At 68.4% G+C, this 16,065-nt stretch carries 13 protein-coding genes, 1 pseudogene and 2 riboswitches; of the genes and pseudogenes, 8 read left to right on the forward strand and 6 right to left on the reverse strand.

Annotated elements, in window-relative coordinates; translation table 11 throughout:
- Window positions 1–23: 23 nt before the first annotated feature.
- A riboswitch (guanidine-III (ykkC-III) riboswitch) is annotated at window positions 24–87 on the forward strand.
- A 12-nt stretch (window positions 88–99) separates the two neighbouring features.
- Window positions 100–423 carry a DMT family transporter gene (locus G6N49_RS17060; protein ID WP_011854911.1) on the forward strand — a complete coding sequence of 108 codons (324 nt, stop codon included), beginning with the start codon at window positions 100–102 and terminating at the stop codon, window positions 421–423.
- Here G6N49_RS17060 and yhjD read toward each other — a convergent pair.
- From yhjD to G6N49_RS17075, 3 genes and pseudogenes are all read right to left on the reverse strand, one after another.
- A pseudogene (gene yhjD / locus G6N49_RS17065) lies at window positions 420–1,452 on the reverse strand (inner membrane protein YhjD). The gene G6N49_RS17060 and the pseudogene yhjD sit on opposite strands and share 4 nt — an antisense overlap.
- Window positions 1,453–1,467: 15 nt before the next feature.
- Window positions 1,468–2,502 (reverse strand): tryptophan--tRNA ligase, encoded by a 1,035-nt coding sequence (gene trpS, locus G6N49_RS17070; RefSeq protein ID WP_011854909.1) that lies wholly within the window; start codon window positions 2,500–2,502, stop codon window positions 1,468–1,470.
- A gap of 28 nt (window positions 2,503–2,530) precedes the next feature.
- Window positions 2,531–3,322 carry an exodeoxyribonuclease III gene (locus tag G6N49_RS17075; protein WP_011854908.1) on the reverse strand — a complete coding sequence of 264 codons (792 nt, stop codon included), beginning with the start codon at window positions 3,320–3,322 and terminating at the stop codon, window positions 2,531–2,533.
- 75 nt (window positions 3,323–3,397) lie between these two features.
- On the opposite strand from G6N49_RS17075, the gene G6N49_RS17080 reads away from it, so the two are divergent.
- Window positions 3,398–4,240 (forward strand): epoxide hydrolase EphH, encoded by an 843-nt coding sequence (locus tag G6N49_RS17080; protein ID WP_179967766.1) that lies wholly within the window; start codon window positions 3,398–3,400, stop codon window positions 4,238–4,240.
- A gap of 9 nt (window positions 4,241–4,249) precedes the next feature.
- Here the strand turns inward: G6N49_RS17080 and G6N49_RS17085 are convergent, their stop codons facing one another.
- Complete coding sequence (locus G6N49_RS17085; RefSeq protein WP_011854906.1) at window positions 4,250–6,487, reverse strand: NADP-dependent isocitrate dehydrogenase; 2,238 nt, start codon at window positions 6,485–6,487, stop codon at window positions 4,250–4,252.
- Window positions 6,488–6,638: 151 nt separating this feature from the next.
- Window positions 6,639–6,757: riboswitch (SAM riboswitch) on the forward strand.
- A gap of 42 nt (window positions 6,758–6,799) precedes the next feature.
- On the opposite strand from G6N49_RS17085, the gene G6N49_RS17090 reads away from it, so the two are divergent.
- From G6N49_RS17090 to G6N49_RS17100, 3 genes are read left to right on the forward strand one after another with little or no spacing between them, the layout of a single operon-like run.
- On the forward strand, window positions 6,800–8,107 hold the full coding sequence (locus tag G6N49_RS17090; RefSeq protein WP_011854905.1) for a bifunctional o-acetylhomoserine/o-acetylserine sulfhydrylase: 1,308 nt from the start codon (window positions 6,800–6,802) through the stop codon (window positions 8,105–8,107).
- Window positions 8,108–8,125: 18 nt separating this feature from the next.
- Window positions 8,126–9,256 carry a homoserine O-acetyltransferase MetX gene (gene metX, locus G6N49_RS17095; protein ID WP_011854904.1) on the forward strand — a complete coding sequence of 377 codons (1,131 nt, stop codon included), beginning with the start codon at window positions 8,126–8,128 and terminating at the stop codon, window positions 9,254–9,256.
- Entirely contained in the window at window positions 9,253–9,972 is a 720-nt protein-coding gene (locus G6N49_RS17100) for a class I SAM-dependent methyltransferase (RefSeq protein WP_011854903.1), read from the forward strand. Before metX ends, G6N49_RS17100 begins: the two co-directional genes overlap by 4 nt.
- Window positions 9,973–10,045: 73 nt before the next feature.
- On the opposite strand, the gene G6N49_RS17105 is transcribed toward G6N49_RS17100, so the two are convergent.
- The gene (locus tag G6N49_RS17105) at window positions 10,046–10,339 is read right to left on the reverse strand and encodes a DUF3017 domain-containing protein (RefSeq protein ID WP_011558616.1); all 294 of its coding nucleotides are present in this window, start codon (window positions 10,337–10,339) and stop codon (window positions 10,046–10,048) included.
- Window positions 10,336–11,193, reverse strand: coding sequence for a bifunctional methylenetetrahydrofolate dehydrogenase/methenyltetrahydrofolate cyclohydrolase (locus tag G6N49_RS17110; protein ID WP_167535177.1), 858 nt, complete (start codon window positions 11,191–11,193; stop codon window positions 10,336–10,338). Before G6N49_RS17110 ends, G6N49_RS17105 begins: the two co-directional genes overlap by 4 nt.
- A 26-nt stretch (window positions 11,194–11,219) precedes the next feature.
- Here G6N49_RS17110 and G6N49_RS17115 point away from each other — a divergent pair, with 26 nt between their 5' ends.
- The 3 genes from G6N49_RS17115 to G6N49_RS17125 are packed head-to-tail and all read left to right on the forward strand — an operon-like array spanning window position 11,220 to window position 15,985.
- Complete coding sequence (locus G6N49_RS17115) at window positions 11,220–12,437, forward strand: NADH:flavin oxidoreductase (protein WP_011854902.1); 1,218 nt, start codon at window positions 11,220–11,222, stop codon at window positions 12,435–12,437.
- A gap of 4 nt (window positions 12,438–12,441) precedes the next feature.
- Window positions 12,442–13,341, forward strand: coding sequence for a hypothetical protein (locus tag G6N49_RS17120; protein WP_011854901.1), 900 nt, complete (start codon window positions 12,442–12,444; stop codon window positions 13,339–13,341).
- Window positions 13,342–13,384: 43 nt separating this feature from the next.
- A complete protein-coding gene (locus G6N49_RS17125; RefSeq protein ID WP_011854900.1) occupies window positions 13,385–15,985 on the forward strand; it encodes an FHA domain-containing protein in 2,601 nt (866 codons plus the stop codon).
- Window positions 15,986–16,065 lie beyond the last annotated feature (80 nt).

The following is a 16,065-nucleotide window of genomic DNA, read 5'->3' on the forward strand; positions in this document are numbered from 1 at the left end:
GACGCTACCGCTTTGCTACCGTGGCCATGTCACCAGTTGACACCGGACGAGCGGCACCGTACCCGGCCAGCGACAAGACGGCGCTTTCGGAGGTGCGCTGTGTCCTGGCTGATCCTGATCATCTCGGGTGCGTTCGAGGCGGTGTGGGCGGTTGCGCTGAGCAAGACCGAAGGTTTCACCCGCCCGGTTCCCAGCGTGATCTTCGTTGTCGCAGTGGTCATCTCGATGGCCGGTCTCGGTTATGCGCTGCGCGACATCCCCGTCGGCACCGGTTACGCCGTGTGGGTGGGCATCGGCGCGGCGCTCACGGTGGCGTATTCGTTGGCGAGCGGCGAGGAGAGCGTGTCGGTGATCAAGGTGGCGCTCTTGCTGGGCATCGTCGGCTGCGTCGTGGGCCTGCAGGTGGTCAGCCAGGGTCACTAGTGCCGACGCAGCCGCGAAACCCCAACGGCGCCAAGCGCGCCCACCGCCGCGGCGGCCACCGCGCCCGGCACGCCGACACCTTCGCGCACCTGCACCCGCGGGTTGATCTGCGCGGGGCTGGGCGGTGCCACCGGTTCCTCGAGCATGTTCTCCCGCGAGGTCGCCGCCCATGCGGTCGCGAACAGGATCAACCGCGAGGTGATGTAGGCGAACACCATCAGGCCCAGGACAGGGCCGAAGGTCGCACCGGCAGGCCCGTCGACCACCGACCGCAGATAGACCGACCCCAGCTGCTTGAACACCTCGAAGGCCACGGCGGCCAGCAGGCCGGCCCGCGCGGAACTGCGGAGCGTGATGGACTCCCGGGGGAAGTCGCGCGATGATCCACGTGAAAAGCAACCACGACACCAGCAGCGACACCAGTAGCGAGGCGATCCGCAGCCCGATGCTCAGCCCGGGTAGTTCGGGGATCGCCAGCCACTTCAGGATCCTGCGCATGAGCCCGCGGTCGCCCAGAGCGGTGATCGCGATCGTCACCGCGAGTGCCAGGAACGTCGACACCAGCGCCAGCAGATCCGAGAGCTTGGTGCGCAGAAAGCCCGGGCGCTCACCCCGCTGCAGACCCCACATCTGGCTGAGCGCCTCGCGCAGGTTGGCCATCCAGCCCAGACCCGCCCACGCCGCGGTCGCGAGGCCGATCAGACCGACGGAGGTACGGGAGTCGATCGCGGCGTTCATCACCTGGACCAGCTGCTGGCCGAAATCCCCGGAGACCGCGGTGGTGATCCGCTTCTCGACGCTCTCGAGCAGGTCGGGCCGGCTCGCCAGGATGAAGCCACCGATCGAGAAACCGACCATGGTCAGCGGGAACAGCGCGAACACCGTGAAGTACGTGATCCCCGCGGCGTAGAAGTCGCCCTTACTGTCCTTGTATCGCTCCTGAGCCCGCATGACGTGGTCGAACCAGCCGTATCGGGCCCGCAACCGGTCCAGCTTCCCGGGTTCGGCCGGTTCGGCCGGTTGGTCCATACCAGCCTCCAGTCGTCATGCCCGCGAGCGCAGGAATCCCAGCCGGTCGTATACCCGCTGGAGCGTCTTGGCAGTCACGTCGCGCGCACGTTCGGCGCCCGTCGCCAGCACGCCCTCGAGTTCGGCCGGATCGGCGAGCAGTTCGTCGACCCGGTTCTTGATCGGCGTGACGAACTCGACCACCGCATCGGCGGTGTCCTTCTTCAGGTCGCCGTACCCACGGCCCTGGTACGCCTCGACTAGCACGTCGACGTCGGTGCCGGTGACCGCGGCCTGGATCGTCAGCAGATTCGACACCCCCGCCTTCTGCTCACGGTCGAATCGGATCTCACGCTCGCTGTCGGTGACCGCCGAGCGGATCTTCTTGGCCGTCTTCTTCGGATCGTCGAGCAGGGTGATCAGGCCCGCGTCGGTTCCCGCCGACTTGCTCATCTTCGCCGTCGGATCCTGCAGGTCGTAGATCTTCGCGGTGGCCTTCGGGATCATCGGCTCGGGGATGACGAACGTGTCCGGGAACCGCGCGTTGAACCGCTGGGCGACGTCGCGCGCGAGTTCGAGGTGCTGGCGCTGATCCTCACCGACGGGCACCAGATCGGTGTCGTAGAGCAGCACGTCGGCGGCCATCAGCACCGGGTAGGTGAACAGGCCGACGGTGGTTGCGTCCGCGCCCTGCTTCTGCGACTTGTCCTTGAACTGGGTCATCCGCGACGCCTGGCCGAAACCGGTGAAACAGCCGAGCACCCAGGCCAACTCGGTGTGGGCGGGCACATGGCTCTGCACGAAGACCGTGCTGCGCGCCGGGTCGATGCCCAGTGCCAGATACTGCGCCGCGGTGACGAGCGTGCGGTACCGCAGCGTCTCGGGATCCTGCGGCACGGTGATCGCATGTAGGTCGACGACGCAGAAGTAGGCGTCGTAGTCGTCCTGCAGGGCCGTCCAGTGCGTGACGGCTCCCAGCGCGTTGCCCAGGTGCAGCGAATCGGAGGTGGGCTGCACACCCGAGAAGACGACACGAGGCACGGCGGGCGGGGTCTCGACTGGGGAGTTCATGATGCCTCGATCTTTCCACGCGGGATGGTCACGAGTATTCGACGGTGACCGGTGCGTGGTCCGACCAGCGCAGCGCGTAGGCGTCGGCCCGCTCGACCCGGGCGATGTGGGCCCGCGGTGCGAGCGACGGGCTGGCCAGCTGATAGTCGATGCGCCAGCCGGCGTCGTTGTCGAACGCCCGCCCCCGCCACGACCACCAGCTGTAGGGCCCGGCGACGTCGGGGTGCAGCGCGCGCACGACGTCCACCCACCCGGTGCCGAGGAGATCGGTGAGCCACTGGCGTTCGCTCGGCAGGAACCCGGACTTCTTGACGTTGCCCTTCCAGTTCTTGATGTCGTTCTCGGTGTGGGCGATGTTCCAGTCGCCGCACACCACGGCGTCGGTACCGCGGATCTCCGCCATCCGCGTCGCGAGCGCGGCCATGAACCGTTCCTTCTCCAGCTGCCGGTCGGTCTCGGCCTCACCGGTCTGCACGTAGACGCTCGCCACGGTCAACCCGCCGGTGTCGACCTCGAGGTAGCGGCCGTGGTCGCCGAACTCCTCGGACTCCATCCGGCGGTGTTCGGTGACGGCGTGCCGGGACAGCACCGCCACCCCGTTGCGGCCCTTCAGATGGGGGCTGGCCGAGGCGAGGTGCCAGCCGTCGGCCAGCGCGGGAGCCAGTGCGTCGGCGAGTTGGTCGTCGTCGGCTCGGGTCTCCTGCAGGCACACCACGTCGGCGCTGGTCTCCTTCAGCCACGCCAGCAGCCCGAGGTTCTCGGTGGACCGCTGTTTGACCGCGGCGCGGATGCCGTTGACGTTGATGGTGCTGACTATCACGGCGCCAGACCCTAGCCGCGCGCACAGACCGGCCACCTTGCGGTACCGGCGGTATCACCTTTAATGTCGGGCAGCATGACCGAACGCGCACCGATCCACGTCGGATCCGGCGAACCGATCCTGCTGCTGCACCCGTTCATGATGTCGCAGAACGTGTGGAAGAAGGTGGCGCCGGCGATCGCCGACACCGGCCGCTACGAGGTCTACGCGCCGACCATGCCGGGCCACAACGGCGGCGTCAAAGGACGATTCTTCCTCGACACCGCCGAACTGGCCGACGACATGGAACGCCGCATGGACGAGCTCGGCTGGGAGACCGCCCACATCGTCGGGAACTCGCTGGGCGGCTGGGTGGCCTTCGAGCTGGAGCGGCGCGGACGGGCCCGCTCGCTGACCGGTATCGCCCCGGCCGGCGGATGGCACCGGTGGTCGCCGGCCAAGTACGAGATCGTCTTCAAGTTCGTCGCAGGTCTGCCCGTCTACCTGGTCGCGAAGCTGCTCGGCGAACGCGCGGCGCGGCTGCCGGGGGCCCGGCAACTGGCCTTCGTCGCGATCAGCGCCTACCCGCACGGTATCGACGACGACGATCTGCGCGACATCATCGACGACGTCACCCACTGCGCCGCCTACTACCAGTTGCTGGTCAAGGCGCTGCTCATGCCGGGGTTGATGGAGCTCACGGAGACCGGCGTGCCGACCAAGCTGGTGGTCTGCGAGAAGGACCGGGTGCTGCCCCACCCCCGGTTCGTCAACCACTTCCGCAAACATCTGCCGGACGAGACCGAGTTCGGCCACCTCGACGGGGTCGGGCACATCCCGATGTTCGAGGCGCCCGACCGCGTCGCGAAGCTGATCGTCGACTTCGTGGACCAGGTGGCCGGCTCGGCCGATCACCGAGCCGTCCCGCCGGCGGGCTAGAGCCGCCGACTACACCGAGGCGGACTCCAACGTCTCGTTGAGGGTCTTGCTCGGCCGCATCACGGCCGTGGTCTTCTCGCTGTCCGGGTAGTAGTAGCCGCCGATGTCGACCGACTTGCCCTGTTCGGCCGCGAGCTCCTTGACGATGGTCTCCTCGTTCTTGACCAGCGCCTCGGCCAGGGGTGCGAAGTGCTCGGCCAGCTCCTTGTCCTCGGTCTGCCCGGCGAGCTCCTGCGCCCAGTACATCGCGAGGTAGAACTGGCTGCCCCGGTTGTCGAGTTCACCGGTCTTGCGCGACGGGCCCTTGTCGTTGTCGAGCAGCTTGCCGATCGCGGCGTCCATCGTCTTGCCGAGCAGCGCGGCCCGCTTGTTGTCGGTCTTGCGGCCCAGATCCTCGAAGCAGGCGCCGAGCGCGAGGAACTCGCCGAGCGAATCCCACCGCAGGTGGTTCTCTTCGATCAGCTGGTGGACGTGCTTGGGCGCCGAACCGCCCGCACCCGTCTCGTACATACCGCCGCCGGCCATCAGCGGGACGATCGACAGCATCTTGGCGCTGGTGCCCAGTTCCAGGATCGGGAACAGGTCGGTGAGGTAGTCGCGCAGGATGTTGCCGGTCACCGCGATGGTGTCCTGGCCGCGCGTCACCCGCTCGAGCGTGTACCGCATCGCCCACACCTGCGGCATGATCTGGATGTGAAGGCCCTCGGTGTCGTGGTCCTTCAGGTACTCCTTGACCTTCTTGCGCAGCTCGGCCTCGTGCGGACGCTCGGTGTCGAGCCAGAACACCGCCGTCATCCCCGAGGCGCGGGCCCGGGTGACCGCCAACTTCACCCAGTCGCGGATCGGGGCGTCCTTGACGATCGGCATCCGCCAGATGTCGCCCTCTTCGACGTTCTGGGTCAGCAGCACCTCGTCGGTGTCGATGTCGACGATGTTCGCGACGCCGTCCTCGGGGATCTCGAACGTCTTGTCGTGGCTGCCGTACTCCTCGGCCTTCTGCGCCATCAGGCCGACGTTGGGGACGGTGCCCATGGTCGTGGGGTCGAACTGGCCGTTGGTCTTACACCAGTTGATCATCTCCTGGTACATCCGGGAGAACGTCGACTCGGGGTTGACCGCCTTGGTGTCCTTGGTGCGGCCGTCGGCGCCGTACATCTTGCCGCCCAACCGGATCATCGCCGGCATCGACGCGTCCACGATGACATCGCTGGGTGAGTGGAAGTTGGTGATGCCGCGCGCCGAGTCGACCATCGCCAGCTCGGGCCGGGTCTCGTGGCAGGCGTGGATGTCGTTGATGATCTCCTCGCGCTGCGAGGCGGGCAGCGCCTCGATCTTGCTGTAGAGGTCGGACATCCCGTTGTTGACGTTGACGCCGAGTTCGTCGAACAGCTTCTGGTGCTTGGCGAACGCATCCTTGTAGAACACCTTGACCGCGTGGCCGAACACGATCGGGTGGCTGACCTTCATCATGGTCGCCTTGACGTGCAGCGAGAACATCACGCCGGTCTCGTAGGCGTCCTGCATCTGCGCTTCGTAGAACTCGCAGAGCGCCTTCTTGCTCATGAACATGCTGTCGATGATGTCGCCCTCGTCGAGCTTGACCTCGGGCTTGAGGACGATGGTCTCGCCGCTTTTGGTCTCGAGCACCATCTTGACCTTGCGGTCACGGTCGATCGTCATCGACTTCTCGCCGTGGTAGAAGTCGCCGTGCCGCATGGTCGCCACGTGGGTGCGAGAGGCCATCGACCACTCCCCCATGCTGTGCGGATGCTTCTTGGCGTACTCCTTGACCGCCTTGGGGGCGCGCCGATCCGAATTGCCCTGACGCAGAACGGGGTTGACCGCGCTGCCGAGCACCTTCTCGTAGCGAGCGCGGTTCTCTTTCTCCTCGTCGGTCTTCGGGTCGCCGGGGTAGTCCGGCAGGTCGTAACCCTTGGCCTTGAGCTCCTTGATCGCGGCCAGCAGCTGCGGGACCGAGGCGCTGATGTTGGGCAGCTTGATGATGTTGGTGGCCGGATCCTGCGTCAGCTCGCCGAGCTTGGCCAGGTTGTCGGGCACCCGCTGGTCCTCGGGGAGACGGTCGTTGAACTCACCGAGGATGCGCGCGGCCACGGAGATGTCACTGGTCTCGACGTTGATGCCCGCGGCTCCGGCGAACGTCCGGATGATCGGCAGGAAGCCGTATGTCGCCAGCAGCGGCGCCTCGTCGGTCAGCGTGTAGATGATGGTCGGCTGCTCGGCGCTCATGTGGTGTCTCCCGGCGTCAGATCGAAGCTCCGCATTGTCGGCTACGACGCTACCCGGCAGCCCCCCGCGCAGAAACGGCTCCCTGCAGATCGGGCCGCCTGAGCGGATCACTGGTGGCAGCCGTGGCGGGCGGTGAGATAAGCTTCCTGGCGGTCATGAGTGCCAGCGTCAAGCCCCGGCTTGCTGGCCGGCAACCCTCCAACCGCGGTGGGGTGCCCCGGGTGATGACCAGGTTGAGTAGCCGTGACGGCTACGCGGCAAGCGCGGGTCCGTATCGACGGGCCCCCAGACACAGATGGAGGGCCGTTCCGTATGAGCACGCCAGAAGACCTGATCGCCAACTGGTCGTTCGAGACCAAGCAGGTTCACGCCGGCCAGACGCCCGACGCGGCGACCAACGCCCGCGCCCTGCCGATCTACCAGACCACCTCGTACACCTTCCGCGACACCGACCACGCCGCGGCGCTGTTCGGGCTGGCCGAGACCGGCAACATCTACACGCGGATCATGAACCCGACGACCGACGTCGTCGAACAGCGCATCGCCGCGCTCGAAGGTGGTGTGGCGGCGCTGTTCCTGTCGTCCGGACAGGCTGCGGAGACGTTCGCGATCCTCAACATCGCCAACGCGGGCGATCACATCGTGTCCTCCCCGCGCCTCTACGGCGGCACGTACAACCTGTTCCACTACACGCTGCCCAAACTCGGCATCGACGTCAGCTTCGTGGAGAACCCGGACGACCTCGACTCGTGGCGGGCCGCGGTGCGCCCCAACACCAAGGCGTTCTTCGGGGAGACCATCTCCAACCCGCAGATCGATGTGCTCGACATCCCCAACGTCGCCGCCGTCGCCCACGAGGCCGGTGTGCCGTTGATCGTCGACAACACCATCGCCACGCCGTACCTGATCCAGCCGTTGAGCCACGGCGCCGACATCGTCGTGCACTCGGCCACCAAGTACCTCGGCGGGCACGGCAACGCCATCGCCGGCGTGATCGTCGACGGCGGCACGTTCGACTGGACCAACGGGAAGTTCCCGGGTTTCACCACCCCGGATCCGAGCTACCACGGGGTGGTGTTCGCCGACCTCGGCGCACCGGCCTATGCGCTCAAGGCGCGTGTGCAGTTGCTGCGTGACCTCGGTTCGGCCGCCGCACCGTTCAACGCGTTCCTGATCGCCCAGGGTCTGGAGACGTTGAGCCTGCGCGTGGAACGGCATGTGGCCAACGCGCAGAAGGTCGCCGAGTACCTGGCCGGCCACGACGACGTGCTGTCGGTGAACTACGCCGGTCTGCCCAGCTCACCGTGGTACGAGCTCGGACAGCGGTTGGCGCCCAAGGGAACCGGCGCGGTGCTGGCGTTCGAGCTGGCCGGCGGCGTCGACGCGGGCAAGGCGTTCGTCAACGCGCTCACGCTGCACAGCCACGTCGCCAACATCGGCGACGTGCGCTCGCTGGTGATCCACCCGGCGTCGACCACGCACGCCCAGCTGAGCCCCGAGGAGCAACTGGCCAGCGGCGTCACCCCCGGCCTGGTGCGGCTGGCCGTCGGCATCGAGGGCATCGACGACATCCTCGCCGACCTCGAGCAGGGGTTCGCCGCTGCCAAGGCGATTTCCTGAAGTTCGAAGAGACAGCAAGTGACGATTTCAGAGATCCCGGCCGTGCCCGCGCTTGACCTGCCCGCCGAGGGTGAGACCGGCGTGGTCGACATCGGCCCGCTGACCCTGGAGAGCGGCGCGGTCATCGACGACGTGTCGATCGCCGTCCAGCGCTGGGGTGAGCTCTCCCCCAACCGCGACAACGTCGTGATGGTGCTGCATGCGCTCACCGGTGACTCGCACGTCACCGGACCGGCCGGCCCCGACCATCCCACCCCGGGCTGGTGGGACGGCGTCGCCGGACCGGGAGCCCCGATCGACACCGACCGCTGGTGCGCGGTGTCGACGAACGTCCTCGGTGGCTGCCGCGGGTCGACCGGCCCGTCGTCGATCGCCCCCGACGGCAGGCCGTACGGTTCGCGGTTCCCCGCGGTGACGATCCGGGACCAGGTCACCGCGGACCTCGCCGCGCTCGAGGCGCTGGGCATCACCGAGGTCGCCGCGGTGGTGGGCGGATCCATGGGCGGCGCGCGTGCGCTGGAGTGGATCGTCGGCCATCCGGCCACCGTGCGTTCGGCGCTGATCCTCGCCGTCGGCGCCCGCGCCACCGCCGACCAGATCGGCACGCAGAGCACCCAGGTCGCCGCGATCAAGGCCGATCCCGACTGGTGCGGCGGCGACTACCACGACACCGGTCGCGTGCCGTCGACCGGTCTGGCGATCGCCCGCCGCTTCGCCCACCTGACCTACCGCGGTGAAGTCGAACTCGACGACCGGTTCGGCAACCACGCCCAGGGTGACGAGAGCCCGACCGACGGCGGCCGGTACGCGGTGCAGAGTTATCTGGAGTACCAGGGCGCCAAGCTGGTCGAGCGGTTCGACGCAGGCACCTACGTCACGCTGACCGACGCGTTGTCGAGCCACGACGTGGGTCGCGGCCGCGGAGGCGTGCGCGCGGCGCTGCAGGGTTGCCGGGTGCCCACGATCGTCGGCGGCGTCACCTCCGACCGGCTCTACCCTCTGCGGCTGCAGCAGGAGTTGGCCGAACTGCTGCCCGGCTGTACCGGTCTGGACGTGGTCGATTCGGTCTACGGCCACGACGGGTTCCTGGTCGAGACGGAGGCCGTCGGCAAGCTCATCCGGCGCACACTGGAGCTGGCGGAGCGGTGACCGATCCGTCTCTGTCGTTCGGCGAGCAGGCCGCGGCCTACGAGCGGGGCAGGCCGTCGTATCCGCCGGAGGCGATCGACTGGCTGCTCCCGCGTGGCGCGCACACCGTGCTCGATCTCGGCGCGGGCACCGGCAAGCTGACCACCCGACTGGTCGAACGCGGCCTGGACGTGATCGCCGTCGACCCCATCCCCGAGATGCTCGAGGTGCTGACCCAGTCGCTGCCCGAGACCCCGGCGCTGCTCGGCACGGCCGAGGAGATCCCGCTGGCCGACGACAGCGTCGACGCGGTGCTCGTCGCCCAGGCCTGGCACTGGTTCGACCCGGAGCGGGCCGTCAAGGAGGTCAGCCGCGTGCTGCGGCCGGGCGGGCGGCTCGGGCTGGTGTGGAACACCCGTGACGAAAGACTGGGCTGGGTCAAGGATCTCGGGAACATCATCGGCCACGAGAACGACCCGTTCACCGACGAGGTGTCGCTGCCCGGCCCGTTCACCGGCCTTGAGCGCCGCCACGTCGAGTGGACGAATTACCTGACGCCGCAGGCACTCATCGACCTGGTGGCCTCGCGCAGCTACTGCATCACCTCACCGGCCGATGTGCGCACCCGCACGCTCGACCGGGTCCGCGAACTGCTGGCCACCCACCCGGCGCTGGTCAACACGACCGGTCTGGCACTGCCCTACGTGACGGTCTGCATCCGGGCGACGCTGGCCTGAATTCGTCTCGAGCGCACGGTTGTTGACGGGCCCACTCGGGCGATGCGTACAACAACCGTGCGGTCGGCGGACGCTAGCTCGTGCCGAGCGGGTCGATGGTCCACGCGACGTAGAACATGATCGCGCTGACCGTCGAGGTCGTGGCGAAGTCGATGGCCCTGCTGCGCACCGCGAGGAGTCCGGCCCGCTCGTCGGTCAGTGAAATGCGCAGCCCCGCAGCCACTCCCACGCCGATGGCGAGCACCAGCGCGCCGCGGCGCCAGTAACCGGCGATCACGAGGGCGAACGCGGCCACGAAGATCAGGCCGACCACCAGGATCGGCCACTGCCCCGCGAAGACCTTGCGGGCGAAGTCCTTGACGGTCACCCGCGCGCGAGAGCCTCGGCGCGTTCGACGACGTTGGTCAGCAGGAACGCCCGCGTCAGCGGACCCACGCCACCCGGGTTGGGCGACACGTGTCCGGCCACCTCCCACACGTCGGGCGCGACGTCGCCGACGAGCTTGCCGTTGTCGTCGCGGCTGACCCCGACATCGATCACCGCCGCACCCGGTCGCACCATCTCGGCGGTCACCATGTGCGGCACCCCCGCCGCGGCGACGATGATGTCGGCCTCGCGGGTGAACTGCGGCAGATGCCGGGTTGCGGTGTGGCACAGGGTGACTGTGGCGTTCTCCGAGCGGCGGGTCAGCAGCAGCCCGAGTGGCCGCCCGACCGTCACGCCGCGGCCGATCACCACGACGTGCGCACCGGCGATCTCGACCTCGTACCGGCGCAGCAGGTGCACGATCCCGCGCGGCGTGCACGGCAGCGGTGCGGGCTCGTTGAGCACCAGCCGGCCCAGGTTGGTCGGATGCAGACCGTCGGCGTCCTTGCCCGGGTCGATGCGCTCGAGCGCCGCGTTCTCGTCCAGGTGCTTGGGCAGTGGCAGCTGCACGATGTAGCCGGTGCACTCGGGATTGGCGTTGAGCTCGTCGATCGTCGCGTCGAGTTCGGCCTGGCTGATGTCGGCGGGCAGGTCACGGCGGATCGAGTTGATGCCGACCTTCGCGCAGTCGGAGTGCTTACCGCGCACATAGGCCTGGGAACCGGGATCGTCACCGACCAGCACGGTGCCGAGTCCCGGTGTACGCCCCTGTTCGGTGAGCGCCGCCACCCGTTCCTTGAGGTCGACGAAGATCTCGTCCCGCGTGGCTTTCCCATCGAGCGTTATCGCACCCACGCCAGACATTGTGGCAGGCTGCCGGTATGGACACCCAGCCCGATGTGTTCACCCCGGCCAAGCTCGGCCCGGTGACCCTGCGCAACCGCATCATCAAGGCCGCCACCTTCGAGGCTGCGACGCCGAACGCGCTGGTCACCGACGACCTCATCCACTATCACCGGTTGCCTGCGGCCGGCGGCGTCGGAATGACCACGGTCGCCTACTGCGCGGTGGCACCCGGCGGGCGCACCGACGGCTGGCAGATCTGGATGCGGCCCGAGGCGATTCCCGGCCTGCGCCGCCTCACCGACGCGGTGCACGCCGAAGGCGCGGCGATCAGCGCGCAGATCGGGCACGCAGGCCCGGTCGCCAACTCCCGCACCAACAAGGCCAAGGCGCTCGCGCCGGTACGGTTCTTCAACCCGCTGTCCATGCGGTTCGCCAAGAAGGCCACCCGCGAGGACATCGCCGAGGTCACCGCAGCGCACGCCAACGCCGCACGGCTGGCGATCGACTCCGGTTTCGACGCGGTCGAGGTGCACCTGGGCCACAACTACCTGGCCAGCTCGTTCCTGAGCCCGCTGATCAACAAGCGCAGGGACGAATTCGGCGGATCACTGGAGAACCGGGCCAAGGTCGCCCGCGGGGTGGTGCGCGCCGTCCGCGACGCCGTGGACAAGTACGGGGCCAACCAGATCGCGGTGACCGCGAAACTCAACATGACCGACGGTGTGCGCGCCGGCATCCCGCTCGAGGAGTCGCTGCAGACCGCCAAGTGGCTCGAGGAGGACGGCGGCCTCGACGCGCTGGAACTCACCGCGGGCAGTTCGCTGGTGAACCCGCTGTACCTGTTCCACGGCGACGCGCCGGTCAAGGAGTTCGCGGGTGCGTTCAAGCCGCCGCTGAGCTGGGGCATCCGGATGACCGGCAAGAAGTTCTTCCGCGAGTACCCCTACCGCGAGGCCTTCCTGCTGGACAAGGCCAGGAAGTTCCGCGCCGAACTCACCATGCCGCTGATCCTGTTGGGCGGCATCACCAACCGCGAGACCATGGACCTGGCGATGGCCGAGGGATTCGAGTTCGTCGCGATGGGCCGCGCCCTGCTCGCCGAACCCGACCTCATCAACCGGATCAAGGCCGACGGCGGTGCGCACAGCGTCCGATCTCAGTGCACGCACTGCAACAAGTGCATGGCGACGATCTACAGCCACACCCACTGTGTGGTGACCGGCGCGCCGGATTCGCTGCCCGTGCTGGGCTGACACCGTGGAGGCGGCCCGCGACGCCATGGTCACCTACCGCTACGTGCGGGTGGGCCTGGTCGCACTGGTCGTCTTCCTGCTGGTGTCGGTCGGCCTCACCTGGCAGGACACCTGTCTGCAGAGTTCGATCAGCGCGTTCTTCTACACCCGCACGCACGCGGTCTTCGTCGCGGCGCTCTGTGCCGCCGGGATCTGCCTGATCGCCTATCAGGGCAGCCGTCTGGGGGAGGATGCGCTGCTGAACTTCTCCGGCTTCCTGGCGTTCGTCGTCGCGTTGATCCCGACCGACGCCGAGGGGCTGTGCCAACCGTGGCTGCCGACCGAGACCGATCCGTTCGGCGCGGTCGCCAACAACGTCGCGGCGCTGTTCGCCGCGGCGGGCGCGGGGTGTGCGCTGTACCTGGCGCTGCAGCGATGGCGGGCGCCGCAGCCGGTGCCCACCGCCGAACCCGTCGACTGCGCGGCGGCCGCCTCGGTGTGGAAGCGCATCGCCGCGGTGCTGCTGCGCATCGAGCCGTGGCTGCCCAAGGCGTTGTTCGTGCTCGTCGTCGCAGGCGCCCTGTTGTCGTTCTGGGACTGGTTCCTCGACCACGCGCACATCATCGCCGCGGTGGCCTTCTTCCTCGGCATCGTGCTGGTGGCCGTCTACCACGCCTGCTACGCCCGCGCCGCCGACCGGCACCGGCGGGCGCGCTTCTATGCCGCGCTGGCCACGGTGATGCTGGCCACGGTCGCGCTGGCGGTCGCCTTCCTGCTGGCGGACGTGAGGTTCGGCGTGTTCGTCGTCGAGTTGGCCCTGATCGTCGAGTTCGCCGTGTTCTGGGGTGTGCAGACCTGGGGCGTGTGGGACGCCGGCGACCGCTACCCGGAGGCCGCGGTGTCGAGCCTCGCCGACGCGAGGTGATGATCAGCCGGGATCGCCTGCCCTACCTATACAGTTGGTCCCGATGAGCCGACCGTCCCCACCTGCGCTGACCGTTCGGTACGAAGGATCCACCCGCACGTTCGCCCCTGGCAACGACGTTGTCATCGGGCGGGATCTGCGGGCCGACGTACGTATCGCCCACCCCCTGATCTCCCGCGCGCACCTGGTGCTGCGGTTCGACCAGGGCCGCTGGGTGGCGATCGACAACGGCAGCCTCAACGGCATGTTCGTCAACGGCAGGCGCGTGCCCGCCGTCGACCTCCGTGACGGACAGAGCCTCAACATCGGCAACCCCGACGGCCCGCAGCTGACCTTCGAGGTCGGCCGCCACCAGGGTTCGGCCGGCCGGCCCCCGCAGACCACCGCGGTCCCCGTCGCACGCGCCGCCACCGGCGGGTGGACACCGTCGCCGCCACCGCCTCCCCCGGCACCGCCGATGTCACGGCCGCAACCGCGGTATCCGACCGGAGCGCAACCGCATTACCCGTCCGGTCCGCAGCCGCACCATCCGACTGGGACCCACGCCCCGATGCGCCCACCGTCGACCGGCGCCGCCCTGTCTCCGCCGCTGTCCGAGCAGGCCGGGCTCGAACCCGTCACCCGGATGGGCCCGACGGCGGCCCCCCGCTCCGGTGACGCGGGCAACCTCGCCACGAGCATGCTCAAGATCCTGCGGCCGGGCCGGGCGCCGGAGGCACCCGCCGGAGCGATCAAGATCGGCCGGGCGAGCGACAACGACATCGTCATCCCCGACGTGCTGGCGTCCCGCCACCACGCCTCGCTGGTCCCGGCGGCCGGCGGCACCGAGATCGTCGACGCCCGCAGCATCAACGGCACGTTCGTCAACGGCGCCCGGGTCGAGTCGGCGTTCCTGCGCGACGGTGACGTGGTCACCATCGGCAACATCGACCTGGTGTTCAGCGGCGGCACGCTGGCCCGCCGGACCGAGACCGCCGCCGCCACCGCCACCGGCGGCCTCGACGTGCGCGCCATCACGTGGACGATCGAGAACAACAAGACGCTGCTGGACAACATCTCGCTGACCGCCCGCCCCGGCACGCTGACCGCCGTCATCGGGCCGTCCGGCGCGGGCAAGTCGACGTTCGCGCGCCTGGTGGCCGGCTACACCCATCCCACGGCGGGATCGGTGACGTTCGAGGGCCACAACATCCACGCCGAGTACGCCTCGCTGCGCTCCCGGATCGGCATGGTCCCCCAGGACGACGTCGTCCACGGTCAGCTGACCGTCAAACAGGCGCTGATGTACGCCGCGGAACTGCGGCTGCCGCCGGACACCACCAGAGAAGACCGCGAACAGGTGGTCATGCAGGTCCTCGAGGAACTCGAGATGACCAAACACCTCGAGACCCGCGTGGACAAACTCTCCGGCGGCCAACGCAAACGCGCCTCGGTCGCGTTGGAACTGCTGACCGGCCCGTCGCTGCTGATCCTCGACGAGCCGACCTCCGGCCTGGACCCCGCGCTGGACCGTCAGGTCATGACCATGCTGCGGCAACTGGCCGACGCCGGCCGCGTCGTGCTGGTGGTCACGCATTCGCTGACCTACCTCGACGTCTGCGATCAGGTGCTGCTGCTGGCACCGGGCGGCAAGACCGCGTTCTGCGGTCCGCCCAGCGAGATCGGCCGGTCGATGGGCACCACGAACTGGGCCGACATCTTCAGCTCCGTGGCCAGCGATCCCGACGGCGCCAACCAGCGGTTCCTCACCCTCAACGGCCCGCCACCGGACCAGCTCGCGACCGAGGACGAACCCAGCAACCTCGGCGAACCGTCGAAGACGAGCCTGCGGCGGCAGTTCTCCACCATCGCGCGCCGCCAGATGCGCTTGATCGTGTCCGACCGCGGCTATTTCATCTTCCTGGCCTTGCTGCCGTTCATCATGGGGGTGCTGTCGCTGTCGGTGCCCGGCACCGTCGGCTTCGGGGTGCCCAATCCGATGGGCGACGCCCCCAACGAGCCCGGCCAGATCCTGGTCCTGCTGAACGTCGGCGCGATCTTCATGGGTACGGCGTTGACGGTCCGCGACCTGATCGGTGAACGCGCCATCTTCCGTCGCGAACAGGCCGTCGGCCTGTCCACCACCGCCTACCTGCTGGCCAAGGTGTGCATCTACGCGGTGTTCGCGATCCTGCAGTCGACGATCGTCACGGCGATCACCATCGCGGGTAAGGGCGCACCCACACAGGGGGCGCTGACCTTCCTCAGCCCGACGGCCGAGTTGTTCGTGGTGATGGCGGCGACGACGGTGACCGCCGCGATGGTCGGCCTGGCCCTGTCGGCGCTGGCGAAGTCCAACGAGCAGATCATGCCGCTCCTGGTCGTCGCGGTGATGAGTCAGCTGGTGTTCTCCGGCGGCATGATCCCGGTGACCGACCGGTTGGTGCTCGACCAGCTGTCGTGGTTCACGCCGGCGCGTTGGGGCTTCGCCGCCTCCGCGTCGACGGTGGACCTGATCAAGCTGGTCCCCGGCCCGCTGACGCCGAAGGATTCGCACTGGGAGCACACCGCGTCGGCGTGGTGGTTCGACATGGGCATGCTTGCTCTGCTGAGCATCGCCTACGTCGGGTTCGTTCGCTGGAGGATCCGGCTCAGCACCGCTTGATTTCGACTTCAACAAGTTTCGGCAAATATTCGTGTCCTCGCCATGAGTACAGTTATGGTTTCCCTGAGCGCGGCTGACCT

The sequence above is a fragment of the Mycolicibacterium monacense genome (assembly GCF_010731575.1).
Classification (GTDB): Bacteria; Actinomycetota; Actinomycetes; order Mycobacteriales; family Mycobacteriaceae; genus Mycobacterium; species Mycobacterium monacense.